Origin of the sequence: Streptomyces spinoverrucosus (genome assembly GCF_015712165.1) — a bacterium.
GTDB classification, from domain to species: domain Bacteria; phylum Actinomycetota; class Actinomycetes; order Streptomycetales; family Streptomycetaceae; genus Streptomyces; species Streptomyces spinoverrucosus_A.
In genome coordinates this window covers 151684-166960 of the sequence record NZ_JADPZX010000003.1, presented here as the reverse complement: position 1 = coordinate 166960, position 15277 = coordinate 151684, and the positions used below count along the sequence as shown (strand labels likewise).

Genomic DNA, 15277 nt, shown 5'->3' with positions numbered 1-15277 from the left:
CTCACGCGGGCGGTACGACCGCCACCGGGCACTCCGCGTGATGCAGCACGCCGTGCGCCACCGACCCGATCCGCGCGCCCACGGCCGTACGGCGGGCCCGGCGGCCGACGACCATCAGCTGGGCCCGCCCGGACACCGACAGCAGCACCTGCCCCGCGCTGCCCATCTCCACCTGCTCGACCACCGGCACGTCCGGGAACCGCTCCCGCCACGGCTGCAACGCGTCGGCCAGCGCCTTCTTCTCGTACGGCTCAGGCCCGCCCGCCTCGTCGAGCAGCTTCAGCGAGCCGGGGCTGTAGGCGAACACCGGCGGCAGCGTCCAGGCCCGCACCGCCCGCACGGTCGCCCCGCGCGCGGCGGCCGTCTCGAACGCGAACCCCAGCGCGGCCGCGCTGTCCTCCGCCTCGCCCTCCTGCCCGACGACGATCTCGCGGCCGTCCACCTCGGTCGCGGCGCGGTCCCCGGACCGCACCAGGACGACCGGGCGCGCGGTCTCGGCGATCACCTGCTGACCCACCGAGCCGAGCAGAAAGCCCACGACCCGGCCGTGCCCGCGCGAGCCCAGCACCAGCATCTCGGACTCGGCCGCCGCAGCGGTGAGGGTGTCGACGACGTCGCCCTCCACGATGTCGGTGGTCACCTCAAGGTCGGCGTACCGCCCGCTGACGGTCCGCACGCCCGCGTCCACGGCGTCCCGCACCCACCCGGCCTGCGTCTGGCGGTCGCCCTCGACGGCCTCGTGCGGCTCGTACCGCCAGGCGTGCACCACCCGCAGCGCCCGTCCGCGCCGGACGGCCTCGCGGCCCGCCCAGGCCAGCGCGGCGAGGCTCTCCTGCGATCCGTCGACCCCTGCGGTGATCGGGCGCGTCATCCGGCTGCCTCCTCGTGTCGCGTCACATCCGTCACCGATCAGTCTTCCCTACCCTGCTGACATGAGCCTCGAATGGGAGCAAGTAGTCATGGACGCCGCCGATCCGGTCGCCCTGGGGAACTGGTGGGCGGAGGCGCTCGGCTGGGTCGTGATCAACGAGACGACCGAGGACTTCGAGATCCGGCCGGCCGCGGACCGGCTGCCGGGGATGATCTTCGAACCGGTGCCGGAGGGCAAGTCCGGCAAGAACCGCCTCCACCTCGACTTCCGCCCCGACGACCAGGAGGCCGAGGTCACCCGCCTCCTCGCCCTCGGCGCGCGGTACGCGGACATCGGCCAGGGCGAGCAGACGTGGGTGGTGCTCGCGGATCCGGAGGGCAACGAGTTCTGCGTCCTGCGGTCGCGGCACCACTGAACCGTGCTGCTCATCCGCCTCACCTGAGCGAAACGGGGCGAACGAACATACGATGGCCGGACCGGCGCGGTGACGACGGGGCCGCCGTGCCCTGACACCGACCGCTCGGGGTGGGAGACGTATGGCACAGGCCGCCGAGGCAGCGCGGACCGTCATCATGACCGTGGACGACGATCCGGGAGTCTCCCGTGCCGTCGCCCGGGACCTCAGGCGGCGCTACGGCGCGTCGTACCGGATCGTGCGCGCGGAGTCCGGCGAGTCCGCGCTCGAGGCGCTGCGTGAGCTGAAGCTGCGCGGCGACCTGGTGGCGGTGGTCCTGGCCGACTACCGCATGCCGCAGATGAACGGCATCGAGTTCCTGGAGCAGGCCCTGGACGTGTATCCGGGCGCCCGGCGGGTGCTGCTGACCGCGTACGCGGACACCAACGCGGCGATCGACGCGATCAACGTCGTCGATCTCGACCACTACCTCCTCAAGCCGTGGGACCCGCCCGAGGAGAAGCTCTACCCGGTCCTCGACGACCTGCTGGACGCGTGGCGGCGCAGCGACTACCGGCCCGTGCCCAGCACCAAGGTCGTGGGGCACCGCTGGTCGGCGCGCTCCACGGACGTACGGGAGTTCCTGGCCCGCAACCAGGTGCCGTACCGCTGGTACTCGGCGGACGAGCCCGAGGGCCGACGCCTGCTGGCCGCGGCCGGAGCCGACGGGCAGCGGCTGCCGCTGTTGATCACCCCGGACGGCACGCCCCTGGTCGAGCCGGACGCCCCCGAACTCGCCGCGCACGTGGGACTGGCGACGACGCCGAACGCCGACTTCTACGACCTGGTCGTCATCGGCGGCGGCCCGGCCGGGCTCGGCGCGGCCGTGTACGGGGCGTCGGAGGGGCTGCGGACGGTGCTGGTGGAGCGGTCGGCGACCGGCGGGCAGGCCGGGCAGAGCTCGCGGATCGAGAACTACCTGGGCTTCCCGGACGGCGTGTCGGGCGCGCAGCTCACCGACCGGGCGCGGCGGCAGGCCACGAAGTTCGGCGCCGAGATCCTCACCGCGCGCGAGGTGACGGCACTGGAGATCAACGGGGCGGCGCGGGTCGTACGGTTCTCGGACGGCTCGGCGATCGCCGCGCACAGCGTGATCCTGGCGACCGGCGTGCAGTACCGGCAGCTGGCCGCCCAGGGCTGCGACGAACTGAACGGCTGCGGGGTGTACTACGGCTCGTCGCTGACCGAGGCGTCGGCCTGCCAGGGCCACGACGTGTACATCGTGGGCGGCGCCAACTCGGCCGGGCAGGCGGCGATGTACCTGGCCCGGGGCGCGAAGTCGGTCACCCTGCTGGTGCGCGGGGCTTCGCTGTCCGCGTCGATGTCCTACTACCTCATCCAGCAGATCGAGCAGGCTCCCAACATCTCGGTGCGCTGCGGCACGGTCGTGGAGGCCGCGCACGGCTCCGACCACCTGGAGCAGCTGACGCTGCGCGACGCGGCGAGCGGGCACACCGAACTGGTCGACGCGCAGTGGCTGTTCGTGTTCATCGGCGCGGCCCCGCTGACCGACTGGCTGGACGGCACGGTGCTGCGCGACGAGCGCGGGTTCATCCTGGCCGGGCCCGACCTCACGCCCGACGGGCGGCCACCGGCGGACTGGGAGCTGGACCGGCCGCCGTACCACCTGGAGACCAACGTTCCCGGCGTGTTCGTGGCGGGCGACGCGCGCGCGGAGTCGGCCAAGCGGGTCGCGTCCGCCGTCGGGGAGGGAGCCATGGCCGTCATGCTCGTCCACCGTTATCTGGAGCAGTCATGAGCGGTCGGCAGATGCCGTGCAACCCGGAGGAGATCGGCTCCCTGTTCCTGTTCGAGAAGCTCGCACCCGAGCAGCTCGGACGGCTGTGCGCGGAGGGGCGGGTGGAGCGGTTCGAGCCCGGGCCGGTGTACACCGAGGGCGATCCCGCCACCTGCTTCTACGTGCTGGTCGAGGGCACGGTCGCGCTGTACCGGCGGGTCGGCGCGGACGACGTGGAGGTCACCCGCACCTCGCAGCGCGGCGTGTACGCCGGGGCCATGCAGGCGTACATCGGCGACCGGGTCCGGCAGGTCTACAACAACTCGATGCGGGTCACCGAGCCGACCCGGTTCTTCGTGCTGCCCGCCGACACGTTCGCGAGCATCATGCGGGAGTGGTTCCCGATGGCGGTCCACCTGCTGGAGGGGCTGTTCTTCGGTTCGAAGGCCACCCAGCGGATGATCGGCCAGCGCGAACGGCTGCTGGCGCTCGGTTCGTTGTCGGCCGGGCTCACGCACGAGCTGAACAACCCGGCGGCCGCGGCCGTACGGGCGACCGCGTCGCTGCGTGAGCGCGTGGCGAAGATGCGGCACAAGCTCAGCATCATCTCCGCGGGCACGTTCACCCGTGAGGCCCTGGCGGAGCTGATCGAGATCCAGGAGCGCACGGCCGAACGCGTCGCCAAGGCGCCCGCGTTGAGCCCGCTGGAGGCCTCGGACCGAGAGGACGCCGTCAGCGACTGGCTCGACGACCACGGCATCTCCGACGGCTGGCGGCTCGCGCCGACCTTCGTGCAGGCCGGTCTCGACCCCGACTGGCTGGACCAGGTCGCGGCGGCCGTGGACGAGGAGATTCTGGCGAGCGCCATCGGCTGGCTCAACTACACGGTCGAGACCGAGCTGTTGATGGACGAGATCCAGGACTCCACGATCCGGATCTCGCACCTGGTGGACGCGGCGAAGCAGTACTCGCAGCTCGACCGCGCCCCCTACCGGATGGCCGACGTGCACGAACTCCTCGACAGCACGCTGCTGATGCTGTCGGGCAAGATCGGACCGCGGATCGAGGTCGTCAAGGACTACGACCGTACGATCCCGAAGATCCCCGCCTACCCGGCGGAGCTCAACCAGGTGTGGACCAACCTGATCGACAACGCGGTCGCCGCGATCAACAGCGCGGGCGGCGAGGGGGCGTTGACGGTTCGGACGGGACTCGACCACGACCGGCTGCTGGTGGAGTTCCGCGACACCGGTCCCGGGGTGGCACCGGAGATCCGGGACCGTATCTTCGACCCCTTCTTCACCACCAAGCCGGTGGGCGAGGGCACCGGGCTCGGCCTGGACATCTCCTGGCGGATCGTGGTCAACAAGCATCACGGCAGCCTCCTGGTGGAGTCCGTGCCGGGCGACACGCGGTTCCAGGTGCTGCTTCCGCTCACCGCCACCGAGGACGAGACGGCCCCCGAGGAGTCGGCATGACCAGCGACATCAGCGGCATCGACCCGAGCGTCCCGCCCAGCGGCACCGGATGCGCGGAGTGCGACGAGGTCGGGGGGTGGTGGTTCCACCTGCGCCGCTGCGCCCAGTGCGGGCACATCGGCTGCTGCGACTCCTCCCCCGCCCAGCACGCCACCGCGCACTACGAGGCCACGGGGCATCCGGTGATGCGGAGTTTCGAGCCGGGCGAGGAGTGGTTCTGGAACTTCGCCACACAGCAGACGTACCGGTCGGGGCCCGAGCTCGCGCCACCGGTGAGCCATCCCACCGACCAGCCGTCGCCGGGGCCGGCCGGGCGGGTGCCCGAGGATTGGGCTCGGACGCTGCGACGCTGAGAGCGCGTGTCCAGTGGGTCCGGGTCGTGCCAAGGGCCGGGGTCCGGGTCTGAGTCTGGGTCTGGGTCGGGGTCGGGGAACCGCCGCTCGCCGGTGCGCGTTGTCCGGTCAACACCCCGGATCTCCGACCACGACGACCACACCGGCAGGGCGGCACCATGAGCGAGTTGCTCCCCGGCGGCAATCTGCCGCTCCCGGGCGGCGCCCTGACCGTGCGGGTTCCCGGCCCTTTCGACATGTCCGCGCTCATCACCGACGACGACGGCAAGGTGCGCGGCGACAGCGACTTCGTGTTCTACAACCAGCCGTCCGCGCCGGGAGCCGTCCTGCGCGGGGACACGCTCACCGTCGACCCGACGCGACTGCGCGCCGGAGCCACCCGTGTCACGGTCGTCGTCAGCCCCGCCGACCCCGGCACGCCCCTGGGCCGACTGCCCGTGCCCACGCTGTTCGTCACCGATCCCGGCGGTCGCCACCTCGCCCGGTTCACTCCCCCGCGTCCCGGCCAGGAGACGGTCCTGCTGCTCGCCGAGCTGTACCGGCGCGGCGCGGGCTGGAAGGTGCGCGCCCTGGGGCAGGGGTACGCCGACGGACTGGCGGGCCTGGCGCGCGACTTCGGCGTGGACGTCCTGGACGACGACACACCGCCCGGCGGCCCGGTCGGCACCCACACGGCCACGGCCCGCACCTCGGCCACCGGACGGGTGAACGCCACACCCCCCACCGCCACGCCTGCCCCCGACACCCACGGCTACCTCCCCCTCATCAACCCCGCCCGCGCCCAAGCCGGTTCCCCACCCGTCTCGCTCGACCCCCGCCTCACCACCGCCGCCCATCAGCACGCCTCCGCCATGGCCGCCGCAGGCCAACTCGGCGTGGAGAGCCGGGACGGCGTCGCCGTGTACCAGCGCGTCACCGCCACCGGGTTCACATACATCACCATCGGCGAACACCTGGTCTCCGGACCGCGCACGCCCACCGAGTTCATCGACTACTGCCTGCGCTCGGACGGCCCCCGCCGCACTCTCCTCGACCCGGCCTTCACACACGCCGGACTCGCGCACGCCAACGGCGGCCGCTCCGGGGACGTCTACTGGACCGCGGTGTGGGCCAGACCGCTCGCCCCTGCCGACCTCACCCGCACCGCCGCCGACGTCATCGACCTCACCAACCGCGAGCGCACCCGCGCCGGACTGCCGCCGCTGTCCTCCGATCCGGCGCTGGCCAGGGCCGCGCAGGCGCACAGCGCCGACATGGTGGCCCGCGACTTCTACTCCCACACCGCCCCCGACGGCAGCCAACCCTGGGACCGGGCCGCCGCCGCGGGTTCCACCCGCCGCTCGATCGGCGAGAACATAGCCTGCGGCCAGCGCTCCCCCGCCGAGGTCGTCACCGGCTGGATGAACAGCCCCGGCCATCGCGCCAACATCCTCAAGCCCGGCTTCACACACATCGGCATCGGCTTCGCCGGCGGCGGCCGGGCGGGGACGTACTGGACCCAGCTCTTCGGCGGCGGATGAACGGCACCGATGAACGGCACTGATGAGCGGCGGATGAACGGCGACGAATCCGGCACACCGCCCACGGTTCGTCAGGCAATGTTGGCAGAACGCCATACACCGGACAGGATGCCCGCATGAAGGGTGACCTCTTTTCCAGCGAGCACATGGTCCAGCCCGCCCAGGCGCCGGGCATGACGATCGAGAACGCCAAGTGCATCAAGTACGCGGTCAACGGCGAGATGCTGGCCCGGCAGGGCGCGATGATCGCCTACCGCGGCAGCCTCGCGTTCGAACGCAAGGGCCAGGGGGTGGGCGGCCTGCTCAAGCGCGCGGTCACGGGCGAGGGCCTGCCCCTGATGGCGGTGCGCGGCCAGGGCGAGGCCTGGTTCGCGCACGAGGCGCAGAACTGCTTCGTCGTCGACGTCGACCCGGGCGAGGAGTTCACGGTCAACGGCCGCAACGTCCTGTGTTTCGACGCCTCGTTGTCGTACCGGATCGCCACGGTGAAGGGGGCGGGCATCACCGGCGGCGGGCTGTTCAACAGTGTCTTCAGCGGACAGGGCAGGCTCGGGCTGGTGTGTGACGGCAATCCGCTGGTCATCCCGGTCTCGGCGCAGTATCCGGTGTACGTCGACACGGACGCGGTCGTCGGCTGGACCGCCGGCCTGCAGACGTCCCTGCATCGCTCGCAGTCCCTCGGCTCGATGCTGCGCGGTGGGTCCGGGGAGGCCGTCCAACTCATGTTCCAGGGTGAGGGACACGTCGTCGTACGGCCGAGCGAGGCGACCCCGCAGAGAGCCCAGCAGCGCTGAGCGCACGGTGCCGCCGAGCACCTTCGTGAAGTGATCTACGCCGCACGAGCAACCCCGCGGACCATACCGACGTCTTGATCGACAACAGTGACGCCCTGGCCCCTCGGGTGGCCAGGGCGGGTTTTCGGGGTGCTATACACGCCATGTATACGCACCATGTATACATGAAGGGCATACATGTACGGCAAGGCAGTCGCCCCGGAGTACCAGGGCGCCCTCACCACCCTGTCCGTGAACTCCTCGCTGGTCGACGTACTGGCCACCGGCACCGAGCAGTTGAAGGCCGCCGAACGGGCCGGGCAGCCCGGCGAGGCGGCTCGCTGCGGGCTCGCCGTCGCCGAGGCGCACCGGCGACTGGGGCAGGTGCGCGAGGCGGAGCAGGCGTGGAAGGCGAGTTACCGAGCGGCCCGGGACGCCGGCGACACGGCCGCGATGGCGTGGGCACTGTGGAGCGGCGGCACGCTGGCCCGGCAGCGCGGCTCGTTCGCCCTGGCCCGGCGGCTGCTGGGGCTCGCCGCCGAACTCGGCGAACGCGGCGGCGACATCGTCGTGCGCGGCTACTCGCTGGCGGGCCTGGCCGAGACCGGCCGCATCCAGGGCGACTACGAGGCCGTCGGCAGGCTGCACGAGCAACTGCTGGCCGAGGCCCGCCGGCGCGGCGAGGCGCGGCACACGGTGTGGGCGCTGGAGGGCATCGCGCAGATGCACCGCAACACCGGGTCGTACGACCGGGCGTACGCCCTGTTCGAGGAGGCGGCCGGGATCGCGGCGCGCGCCGACGACCGGCGCGGTCACGCCTGGGCGCTGCGCGGCCTCGCCGACGTCGTCTCCGTCCGCGACGGCGACACGGACCGGGCGCTCGCCCTGCTGAGCGAGGCGGAGGCCACGTGCCGGGCGATGAACCTGACGAGCGCGCTGGCCTACAACCACAAGATGCGCGGCAACGTCCTCTACCGCGCCGGTCGCTACGCGCAGGCCCGCGACCTCTACGAGCAGGCGCTGGCGGAGTTCCGCGGCATGAGCGAACCGCGCGGCGAGGCACTCGCCCGGCTCGGTCTGGCCAAGTCGCGCGCCCAGCTGGGCCGCGACCGCGCCGAGACCGCCGCCGAGCTGGACGAACTGGCCCGGGAGCTGGATCGCATAGGGCTGCGGCACGCGCGGGAGATGGTGGCACGGGCGCAGCGGGAGTTCGGTCTCGACACGGAGCGGGCCATGGAGGTCGTACGGTGACGGCGCTGGACTCGGGCGTCCGGGCCCCGGCAGCCACCCCCGAAGCCCCGAGCCCGGCCTGCGCCGACCAGGCCCTGCCCCCGGCCGGCGCTCCCGACGTGCTCGTCCGCTGCCGGGAGTTGGTGCGGCCCGCGCTCCGGGAGGCCGTCGCGGGGATGCACCCCTGGGTTGGTGAGATGGCCGCGTACTCCTTCGGCTGGTGCGAGGTCGGCGGCGGACCGGCCGTCGCACCGGGTGGCAAGGGGGTCCGGCAGGCGCTGGCCGTGCTCGGCGCGGAGGCGGCCGGCGCGCCCGGTCGGAGTGGCGTACCGGCGGCGGTCGCGGTGGAGTTGGTGCACGCCTTCTCCCTCCTGCACGACGACATCATGGACGGCGACCCGACCCGGCGCCGCCGCCCCACCGTGTGGAAGGCCTACGGCACGGGTCCGGCCGTCCTGGCGGGCGACGCGCTGTTCGCGCTGGCCGTCGGCACCCTCGCCGGGGCGGGACCGGACGCCGTACGGCTGCTGTCCGTGGCGCTGGGCGACCTGGTGTGCGGGCAGGCCGACGACCTGCTGTTCGCCACCCGGCCCTGGAGCGGCCCGGAGCGCGTCCGGCCCGAGGAGTACCGGGCGATGGCCGAGCACAAGACGGGCTCGCTGCTCGGCGCCGCGCTCGCCCTGGGCGCCCTGCTCGGCGGCGCTCCCCCGGCCACGGTCACCGCCCTCGACCGCGCCGGACGTCATCTCGGCGTCGCCTTCCAGGTCGTCGACGACGTACTCGGCATCTGGGGCGAGCCGGCCGTGACCGGCAAGCCCGTCCTCGCCGATCTGCGGGAGCGGAAGAAGACGTTCCCGGTGCTGCTCGCACTGGACTCCGCCGACCCGGCCGCCCGACGCCTCGCCGAACTCCTAAAGTCCGTCGGCGACCCGGCCGAGGCCGCGGCGCTGGTCGCGGCGGCGGGAGGACGTACGGCGGCGCTGGCCGAGGCGCGTCGGCAGATCGACGCGGGGCGGGCCGCGCTCGCGGGCGTCCCACTCGACGCCCGGGCGGACGCGGAGCTGAGGTCGCTGCTGGACTTCCTGGTGCGGCGGGACCTGTGACGGCCGCGGACAATCCATGACGACCCGGGCGAGGCGCATCGCGGCGCACTGACGGAACGTCAAAACTGCGGTGTCTCGCGAATATGCGCCCCGCTCGTTGAACACACTCCGTGGCGCCCCGCGTACCTCTGGGAAAGGTGAGAGCCAGGCGTTCAGCGAGGGATGACCATGAGCAAGACGTACGTCTCCGCACACGAGTTGGTCGCCGGGCGGTACCGGCTCCTTGAGGTCGTCCATCGCGAAACGAACCGCGTCTGCTGGTACGGGGAGGACGTCGAGGCCGGGCGCCCCTGTCTGCTGACCCAGGTCGGGCTGCCGGGCGAGCCGGACGGGGACGCCGCGCGCCGGACCGTCGGCCGCATCATGCGCGCTTCGGAGACGATGGGACGGCTGTGCCCCGGCCGGGTCGCGACCGTCGTCGACGCGGTCGCGGAGGAGGGCGCGCTGTGGACGGTCACCGAGTGGATCGGCGGTACGCCGCTCGGGGAACTCCTTGCGGAACACGGTTCGTTCAACTACGTGCGGGCGGCCAGGATCGGCCTGGAGCTGCTCGACGTGCTGGAGGCCGCGCACGGCCAGGGCATCACGCACGGCGAGCTCAGTCCCGGCCAGGTCCTCGTCCGCGAGGACGGTCCGGTCGTGGTGTCGGGCTTCGGGCTGGCGGGCGCGACCCTGGCCCCAAGGCTGACGGCACTGTCGTACGCCTCCCCGGAGCAGGCCCGCGACGAGCGCATCGGCCCCGCCGCCGACCTGTGGGCGCTGGGCGCGATGCTCTACGCGATGGTCGAGGGGCGCCCGCCGTTCCGGGACCGGGACCGGCCCGAGGCCACGCTGAAGGGCGTGGACCGGCTCCCGCTGCGCACGCCGCTGCGCGCCGGACCGCTCACCCAGGTCGTTCAGGGGCTGCTGCGCAAGGACTGCCGGGAGCGCCTCACCCGGCCCGTGGTCCGCGAGGCGCTCACCCGCGTGGTCAACGAGGACCCCGAGGCGGCCCTGCCCAGCGCACCGGTCCCCCGGCTGCGCCGCGCGTACGCCACCGCCCTGCACGCCGCCGACCCGGGGTGGAGCAGACGAACCATGATCGCCGGGACGGCCCTGGCCGTGGTCACGGTCGCGGTGGCCGTCCTCGCGGTGACACGTGAGCTGCCTGGTACGAGCACCTCCGCGTCCGGCACCGAGCCCCGCCCGTCGGCCTCCGCCGGGACGCCGGAACCGGACCGCCCGACCACCCCCGCGCCGACTCCGACATCACCGGCCCCGACCACTCCGAGCGCCCCGCCCACCAGCGCGCCCCCGTCCCCCTCGGCCCCCGCTCTGCCGCCGGGCTTCCGCACCTACCGCTCCCCCGAGGGCTTCTCCATCGCCCTCCCCGAGGGCTGGAAGCCACTGAGCACGACACGCGCGGCCGACCTGGCGTACCGCGTGGTGCTCGGCGCGCCCGGTGATTCGCGCACGCTGGCGGTGACGTACAGCGAACGCGTCGGACCGGACCCGGTCGCCGTCTGGCGCGACGACGTCGAACCGGGACTGAAGCAGGCCGCCGACGATTACCGGCGGCTCGGGGAGATCCAGGCGACGACCTACCGGGGGCAGCAGGCCGCCGACATGGAGTGGCTCGCCGACGTCGACGGCACCCGGATCCGCACCCTCGGCCGTGGCTTCCTCATCGGCGGCGGCCGCGGCTACTCACTGCGCTGGACGACCCCGGCCGTGGACTGGGACGACGCCGAGAACCGCCAGGCCCTGAACGCCTTCCTGCGCACCTTCCGGCCCGCCGAGGACTGACAGTCGCCGACCCCGTGATCCGCATCGCTCGTCGCTGTGTCGTTTCCGCTCGCCCCACACGGAAACTCGCCCCCTATGGCGCAAATCGGATACACGATGATGACCGAACAGGCCGGCCCCCGTGATCTCGTGGACCACGTGGTGCGGGCCGAGGAAGCCGGATTCGACTTCTCCGTGGCCTCGGACCACTACTTTCCGTGGCTGCGCTCCCAGGGTCACTCCCCGTACGTGTGGAGTGTGCTGGGCGCGGCGGCGCAGGCGACGGACCGCATCCCGCTGATGACCTACGTGACCTGTCCGACCTTCCGCTATCACCCGGCGGTGGTGGCGCAGAAGGCGGCGACCATGCAGCTGCTGTCGCAGGGCCGCTTCCGGCTGGGCCTCGGGTCCGGCGAGAACCTCAACGAGCATGTGGTGGGCGGCGGTTGGCCGTCCGTCGACGTGCGGCACGAGATGCTGGAGGAAGCGGTCGAGATCATCCGGGCGCTGTTCGCGGGCGGTCATGTGAACCACCGCGGCACGCACTTCGACGTGGAGTCGGCCCGGCTGTGGGACCTGCCCGACGAGCCGCCGCAGATCGGCATCGCCGTCTCCGGCGAGCGCTCCTGCAAGCTGGCGGGGCGGCTCGCCGACCTCGTCATCGCGACGGAGCCGAAACCGGGCCTGCTGGAGGCCTTCGACCGGCACGGCGGTACGGGCAAGCCACGTGTGGGCCAGCTGCCGGTCTGCTACGACACCGACCGCGAGGCGGCGGTGAAGCGGGCGCACGCGCAGTTCCGCTGGTTCGGCAGCGGCTGGAAGGTCAACTCCGAGCTGCCGCACCCTGATTCCTTCGAGTCGGCCACCCAGTACGTGTCCCAGGACGACGTCGCCGAGTCGATTCCGTGCGGCGACGACCCGGAGGACTTCGTGGCGGCCGTACGCCCGTACGCCGAGGCCGGGTTCACGGAGATCGCCCTGGTGCAGATCGGCGGCGAGTCGCAGCCGGAGTACCTGGACTGGTCGGCGAAGACCCTGCTGCCGGCGCTGCGCGACGCCCTCGGCTGACCACCTGCCTCACGGCGTCGCGCGGGACACCGGAGAATCACTCTCAAGGCTGAGCATCACGCGCACGACCGGGGTACTAGAGGTCTCTACGACCGTTCTCCTCGGAGGCCCTCTCGTGAACCCCAACGTGCACAAGACCTTGGTCATGCAGCTCCAGGCGGGCGCCACGGACCGCTTCCCCGTGCTCGCCCACCTCGGCTACGACGCCGACGACCCGTTCGCCGTCACCGCGGTGTTCAGTCACGACGGCCATGTGCTGGCCCGGTGGCGGCTGGACCGGGAGATGCTTCTCGACGGGCTGCGGCGGCCCGTCGGCGTGGGCGATGTGCGGTTCCGCCCGGTGTCGACGGGCGTGTGGGAGGAGCTGCGCATGGAGTTCCTCGGCGACGCCCGGTCCGACGGCGAACGTCATCACGCGGTGGTGTTCGCCTGGGCCCCGGCCGTCGAGTCGTTCCTGCGCCGGACCCACGAGATCGTCGCGCCCGGGCAGGAACGGATCCAGGTGGACGACTTCCTGGCCGAGGTCATCGCCGAGGGCTGAGCTACCCGGGTCCGTGTGGCGGGAGTTGAGTAGCCGTACTCATGTCGCGGTGACGGCGCGCCGACACGATGGGGCTCCCACGAAGAGGAGTGCGCCCATGTCCGCTGTCAGTCCCGACCCACGCCCGATGCCGGCCCTGTCCGCCGCCCGCACCGGCAGGCGCCTGCCCCTGCTGCTCGCCGGGCTGGTGGCCGTGGCGCTGGCGGTCTCCGCCTGGGAGCCGCACGACCGGGCGACCTGGTTCCTGGAGACGGTGTGGGTGATCGTCGGACTGCCGCTGCTGTTCCTGACCTGGCGGCGGTTCCCGATGACCGGCCTGCTGTGCATCCTGCTGGCCGCACACGCGCTCGTCCTGGTGCTGGGCGGCCACTACACGTACGCGCAGGTCCCCCTCGGCGACTGGGTGCGCGACACCTTCGGCCTGGACCGCAACCCGTACGACCGCTTCGGTCACCTCATGCAGGGCTTCGTACCGGCCATCCTGGTACGGGAGTTGCTCGTGCGCACCTCACCGCTGCGCGGCAGCCGCTGGCTGGCGCCGCTGACCGTGTGCGCGTGCCTCGCCTTCAGCGCGGTCTTCGAGATGCTGGAGTGGGCGGCGGCCGTGATCGGAGGCGAGGCGGCGGACGCGTTCCTGGCCACGCAGGGCGACGTCTGGGACACACAGTGGGACATGTTCTGTGCCCTCATCGGCGCCACCGCCTCGCTGCTGCTCCTCAGCCGGATCCACGACCGGCAGCTGAACGATCTGCCCCGCTACTGACTCGTGTGGCGGCGCCGCGTCCACAGCGGCAGCGCGAACCAGCACAGCACGTACCAGACGACGACTCCGGCCACCAGGTACGGCACATAGGGGTCGTGGGTCGCCACGCGCAGGATCAGCAGCAGCGCGCAGATCATGGTGGCGAGCAGCAGGATCAGGCCCACGAAGGTGAGCCGGGAGGCCCAGGTCACCGCCTGCGGCTTCACACGGCGGCCGGACACCAGGCGGTGCAGCGACACCGGACCTATCAGCGCGCCGGTGGCCGCGGCGCCGATGACCACGGTCACGATGTACAGCCTCCGGTCCGTGTCGGAGAGGTCCGCGAAGGTCGGGGTGAAGACGACGGTCAGCAGGAAGCCGAACAGGATCTGGACGCCCATCTGCGCGACACGGACCTCCTGGATGAGCTCGCCCCACATGCGGTCGGCTCTCTCCTCCTCGGTCTCGTTGCGTCCCCTGGGCCTGTGCACACTGCCTTCCGCGGTCGACACGGTTCCTCCCGGTTGAGAAGGTCCAAAAAGTCTTCCCAACCGGGTTCCCCGTGAGCGGCACCGCTACCAGCGAGCTTCCACCTGGTCCTTGATACGCCCGTGGTAGAGGTCCTGGATCGCGGTGAGGGTGGCGTCGGGCAGGGCGGGCAGCCGGGCCGCGGCCGCGTTGGCGCGGGCCTGCTCCGCGGAGCGGGCGCCGGGGATCACGGTGGTGACGCCGGGCTGCTGGATGATCCAGCGCAGGGCGAGCTGGGCCGGGGTGTACCCCTCGGGGGCGAGTGCGGCGAACTCGGCGGCGGCCTCGACGCCGGTGGTGTAGTCGACGCCGGAGAAGGTCTCGCCCTGGTCGAACGCCTCGCCGTGCCGGTTGTAGGTGCGGTGGTCGTTCTCGGGAAAGACGGTGTCCTTGGTGTACTTGCCGGACAGCAGGCCCGAGGCCAGCGGCACCCGGGCGATGATGCCGACGCCGGCCTCGCGGGCGGCGGGCAGCACCTCGCGCAGCGGCTTCATCCGGAACGGGTTGAGGATGATCTGCACACTGGCCACGTTCGGCCGGGCGATCGCGGTGAGCGCCTCGGCGCAGGTCTCCACGCTGACGCCGTACGCGGCGATCCGCTCCTCCTCGACCAGCGTGTCGAGGGCGTCGAAGACCTCGTCGGAGGAGTAGACGGGCGTGGGCGGGCAGTGCAGCTGCACCAGGTCGATGCGGTCGACGCCGAGGTTGCGGCGGGACCGGTCGTTCCAGGCGCGGAAGTTGTCCAGCACGTAGTTCGCGGGGATCTGCTCGACCCGGCGGCCCATCTTGGTCGCGACCAGCACATGCAGGTCCGGTCGGCTGCTCAGGAACGTGGCGATGGTCTGCTCGCTGCGCCCGTCGCCGTAGACGTCGGCGGTGTCGAAGAAGGTCACCCCCGACTCGGCCGCCGCCTCCAGCACCGTGAGGGCTTCCTTGTCGTCGACGTCTCCCCAGTCGGCGCCCAGTTGCCAGGTGCCGAGACCGACGACCGACGCATGCTGACCCGACCTGCCGAATTCGCGCTCTTCCATGGTCGCCAGTCTGTCACCTGTCACCGGCGTGCGCGGAAGCGGTCGCCACGTCCCGGAAGCTGCGCGTTGCTCACTCACGCGAG

Annotated in this window: 15 protein-coding genes; 12 read left to right on the top strand and 3 right to left on the bottom strand. The window is 72.2% G+C overall.

Features of this window, described 5'->3' with window-relative positions; translation table 11 throughout:
- Position 1: 1 nt before the first annotated feature.
- Positions 2-871 carry a universal stress protein gene (locus tag I2W78_RS38280; protein WP_196465361.1) on the bottom strand — a complete coding sequence of 290 codons (870 nt, stop codon included), beginning with the start codon at positions 869-871 and terminating at the stop codon, positions 2-4.
- Between the two features lie 61 nt (positions 872-932).
- On the opposite strand from I2W78_RS38280, the gene I2W78_RS38275 reads away from it, so the two are divergent.
- The 12 genes from I2W78_RS38275 to I2W78_RS38220 all read left to right on the top strand — a co-directional run bounded on the left by I2W78_RS38275 (position 933) and on the right by I2W78_RS38220 (position 13656).
- Positions 933-1286: a VOC family protein gene (locus I2W78_RS38275; protein WP_196465360.1), complete on the top strand. Its 354-nt coding sequence runs from the start codon at positions 933-935 to the stop codon at positions 1284-1286.
- A 121-nt stretch (positions 1287-1407) separates the two neighbouring features.
- Positions 1408-3084, top strand: a complete 1677-nt coding sequence (locus I2W78_RS38270) for an FAD-dependent oxidoreductase (protein ID WP_196465359.1) — start codon at positions 1408-1410, stop codon at positions 3082-3084.
- Positions 3081-4541, top strand: coding sequence for an ATP-binding protein (locus I2W78_RS38265; protein WP_230887088.1), 1461 nt, complete (start codon positions 3081-3083; stop codon positions 4539-4541). The genes I2W78_RS38270 and I2W78_RS38265 overlap by 4 nt, the downstream gene beginning before the upstream one ends.
- Complete coding sequence (locus tag I2W78_RS38260; protein WP_196465358.1) at positions 4538-4894, top strand: UBP-type zinc finger domain-containing protein; 357 nt, start codon at positions 4538-4540, stop codon at positions 4892-4894. Before I2W78_RS38265 ends, I2W78_RS38260 begins: the two co-directional genes overlap by 4 nt.
- A gap of 158 nt (positions 4895-5052) precedes the next feature.
- The gene (locus I2W78_RS38255; protein WP_196465357.1) at positions 5053-6414 is read left to right on the top strand and encodes a CAP domain-containing protein; all 1362 of its coding nucleotides are present in this window, start codon (positions 5053-5055) and stop codon (positions 6412-6414) included.
- A 116-nt stretch (positions 6415-6530) separates the two neighbouring features.
- The gene (locus I2W78_RS38250; protein ID WP_196465356.1) at positions 6531-7208 is read left to right on the top strand and encodes an AIM24 family protein; all 678 of its coding nucleotides are present in this window, start codon (positions 6531-6533) and stop codon (positions 7206-7208) included.
- A gap of 177 nt (positions 7209-7385) precedes the next feature.
- Positions 7386-8438, top strand: coding sequence for a tetratricopeptide repeat protein (locus I2W78_RS38245; RefSeq protein WP_196465355.1), 1053 nt, complete (start codon positions 7386-7388; stop codon positions 8436-8438).
- Entirely contained in the window at positions 8435-9520 is a 1086-nt protein-coding gene (locus I2W78_RS38240; RefSeq protein ID WP_374222753.1) for a polyprenyl synthetase family protein, read from the top strand. Before I2W78_RS38245 ends, I2W78_RS38240 begins: the two co-directional genes overlap by 4 nt.
- A 168-nt stretch (positions 9521-9688) precedes the next feature.
- The gene (locus I2W78_RS38235) at positions 9689-11305 is read left to right on the top strand and encodes a serine/threonine-protein kinase (protein WP_196465354.1); all 1617 of its coding nucleotides are present in this window, start codon (positions 9689-9691) and stop codon (positions 11303-11305) included.
- A 75-nt stretch (positions 11306-11380) separates the two neighbouring features.
- On the top strand, positions 11381-12352 hold the full coding sequence (locus I2W78_RS38230) for an LLM class F420-dependent oxidoreductase (protein ID WP_196465353.1): 972 nt from the start codon (positions 11381-11383) through the stop codon (positions 12350-12352).
- A gap of 115 nt (positions 12353-12467) precedes the next feature.
- Positions 12468-12893, top strand: a complete 426-nt coding sequence (locus tag I2W78_RS38225) for an SsgA family sporulation/cell division regulator (protein ID WP_196465352.1) — start codon at positions 12468-12470, stop codon at positions 12891-12893.
- A 97-nt stretch (positions 12894-12990) separates the two neighbouring features.
- Positions 12991-13656 carry a DUF2238 domain-containing protein gene (locus I2W78_RS38220; protein ID WP_196465351.1) on the top strand — a complete coding sequence of 222 codons (666 nt, stop codon included), beginning with the start codon at positions 12991-12993 and terminating at the stop codon, positions 13654-13656.
- Here I2W78_RS38220 and I2W78_RS38215 read toward each other — a convergent pair.
- Both I2W78_RS38215 and I2W78_RS38210 read right to left on the bottom strand, forming a co-directional pair.
- A complete protein-coding gene (locus tag I2W78_RS38215) occupies positions 13650-14147 on the bottom strand; it encodes a DUF6328 family protein (protein ID WP_196465350.1) in 498 nt (165 codons plus the stop codon). The two genes, I2W78_RS38220 and I2W78_RS38215, sit on opposite strands and share 7 nt — an antisense overlap.
- Positions 14148-14210: 63 nt before the next feature.
- The gene (locus I2W78_RS38210; RefSeq protein ID WP_196465349.1) at positions 14211-15194 is read right to left on the bottom strand and encodes an aldo/keto reductase; all 984 of its coding nucleotides are present in this window, start codon (positions 15192-15194) and stop codon (positions 14211-14213) included.
- Positions 15195-15277: the final 83 nt, after the last annotated feature.

What these genes read in the sequence shown, in the direction of transcription:
- I2W78_RS38280 (WP_196465361.1), bottom strand. Translation starts at nt 871, where the DNA reads ATGACGCGCCCGATCACCGCAGGGGTCGACGGATCGCAGGAGAGCCTC.
- I2W78_RS38275 (WP_196465360.1), top strand. Translation starts at nt 933, where the DNA reads ATGAGCCTCGAATGGGAGCAAGTAGTCATGGACGCCGCCGATCCGGTC.
- I2W78_RS38270 (WP_196465359.1), top strand. Translation starts at nt 1,408, where the DNA reads ATGGCACAGGCCGCCGAGGCAGCGCGGACCGTCATCATGACCGTGGAC.
- I2W78_RS38265 (WP_230887088.1), top strand. Translation starts at nt 3,081, where the DNA reads ATGAGCGGTCGGCAGATGCCGTGCAACCCGGAGGAGATCGGCTCCCTG.
- I2W78_RS38260 (WP_196465358.1), top strand. Translation starts at nt 4,538, where the DNA reads ATGACCAGCGACATCAGCGGCATCGACCCGAGCGTCCCGCCCAGCGGC.
- I2W78_RS38255 (WP_196465357.1), top strand. Translation starts at nt 5,053, where the DNA reads ATGAGCGAGTTGCTCCCCGGCGGCAATCTGCCGCTCCCGGGCGGCGCC.
- I2W78_RS38250 (WP_196465356.1), top strand. Translation starts at nt 6,531, where the DNA reads ATGAAGGGTGACCTCTTTTCCAGCGAGCACATGGTCCAGCCCGCCCAG.
- I2W78_RS38245 (WP_196465355.1), top strand. Translation starts at nt 7,386, where the DNA reads ATGTACGGCAAGGCAGTCGCCCCGGAGTACCAGGGCGCCCTCACCACC.
- I2W78_RS38235 (WP_196465354.1), top strand. Translation starts at nt 9,689, where the DNA reads ATGAGCAAGACGTACGTCTCCGCACACGAGTTGGTCGCCGGGCGGTAC.
- I2W78_RS38230 (WP_196465353.1), top strand. Translation starts at nt 11,381, where the DNA reads ATGGCGCAAATCGGATACACGATGATGACCGAACAGGCCGGCCCCCGT.
- I2W78_RS38220 (WP_196465351.1), top strand. Translation starts at nt 12,991, where the DNA reads ATGTCCGCTGTCAGTCCCGACCCACGCCCGATGCCGGCCCTGTCCGCC.
- I2W78_RS38210 (WP_196465349.1), bottom strand. Translation starts at nt 15,194, where the DNA reads ATGGAAGAGCGCGAATTCGGCAGGTCGGGTCAGCATGCGTCGGTCGTC.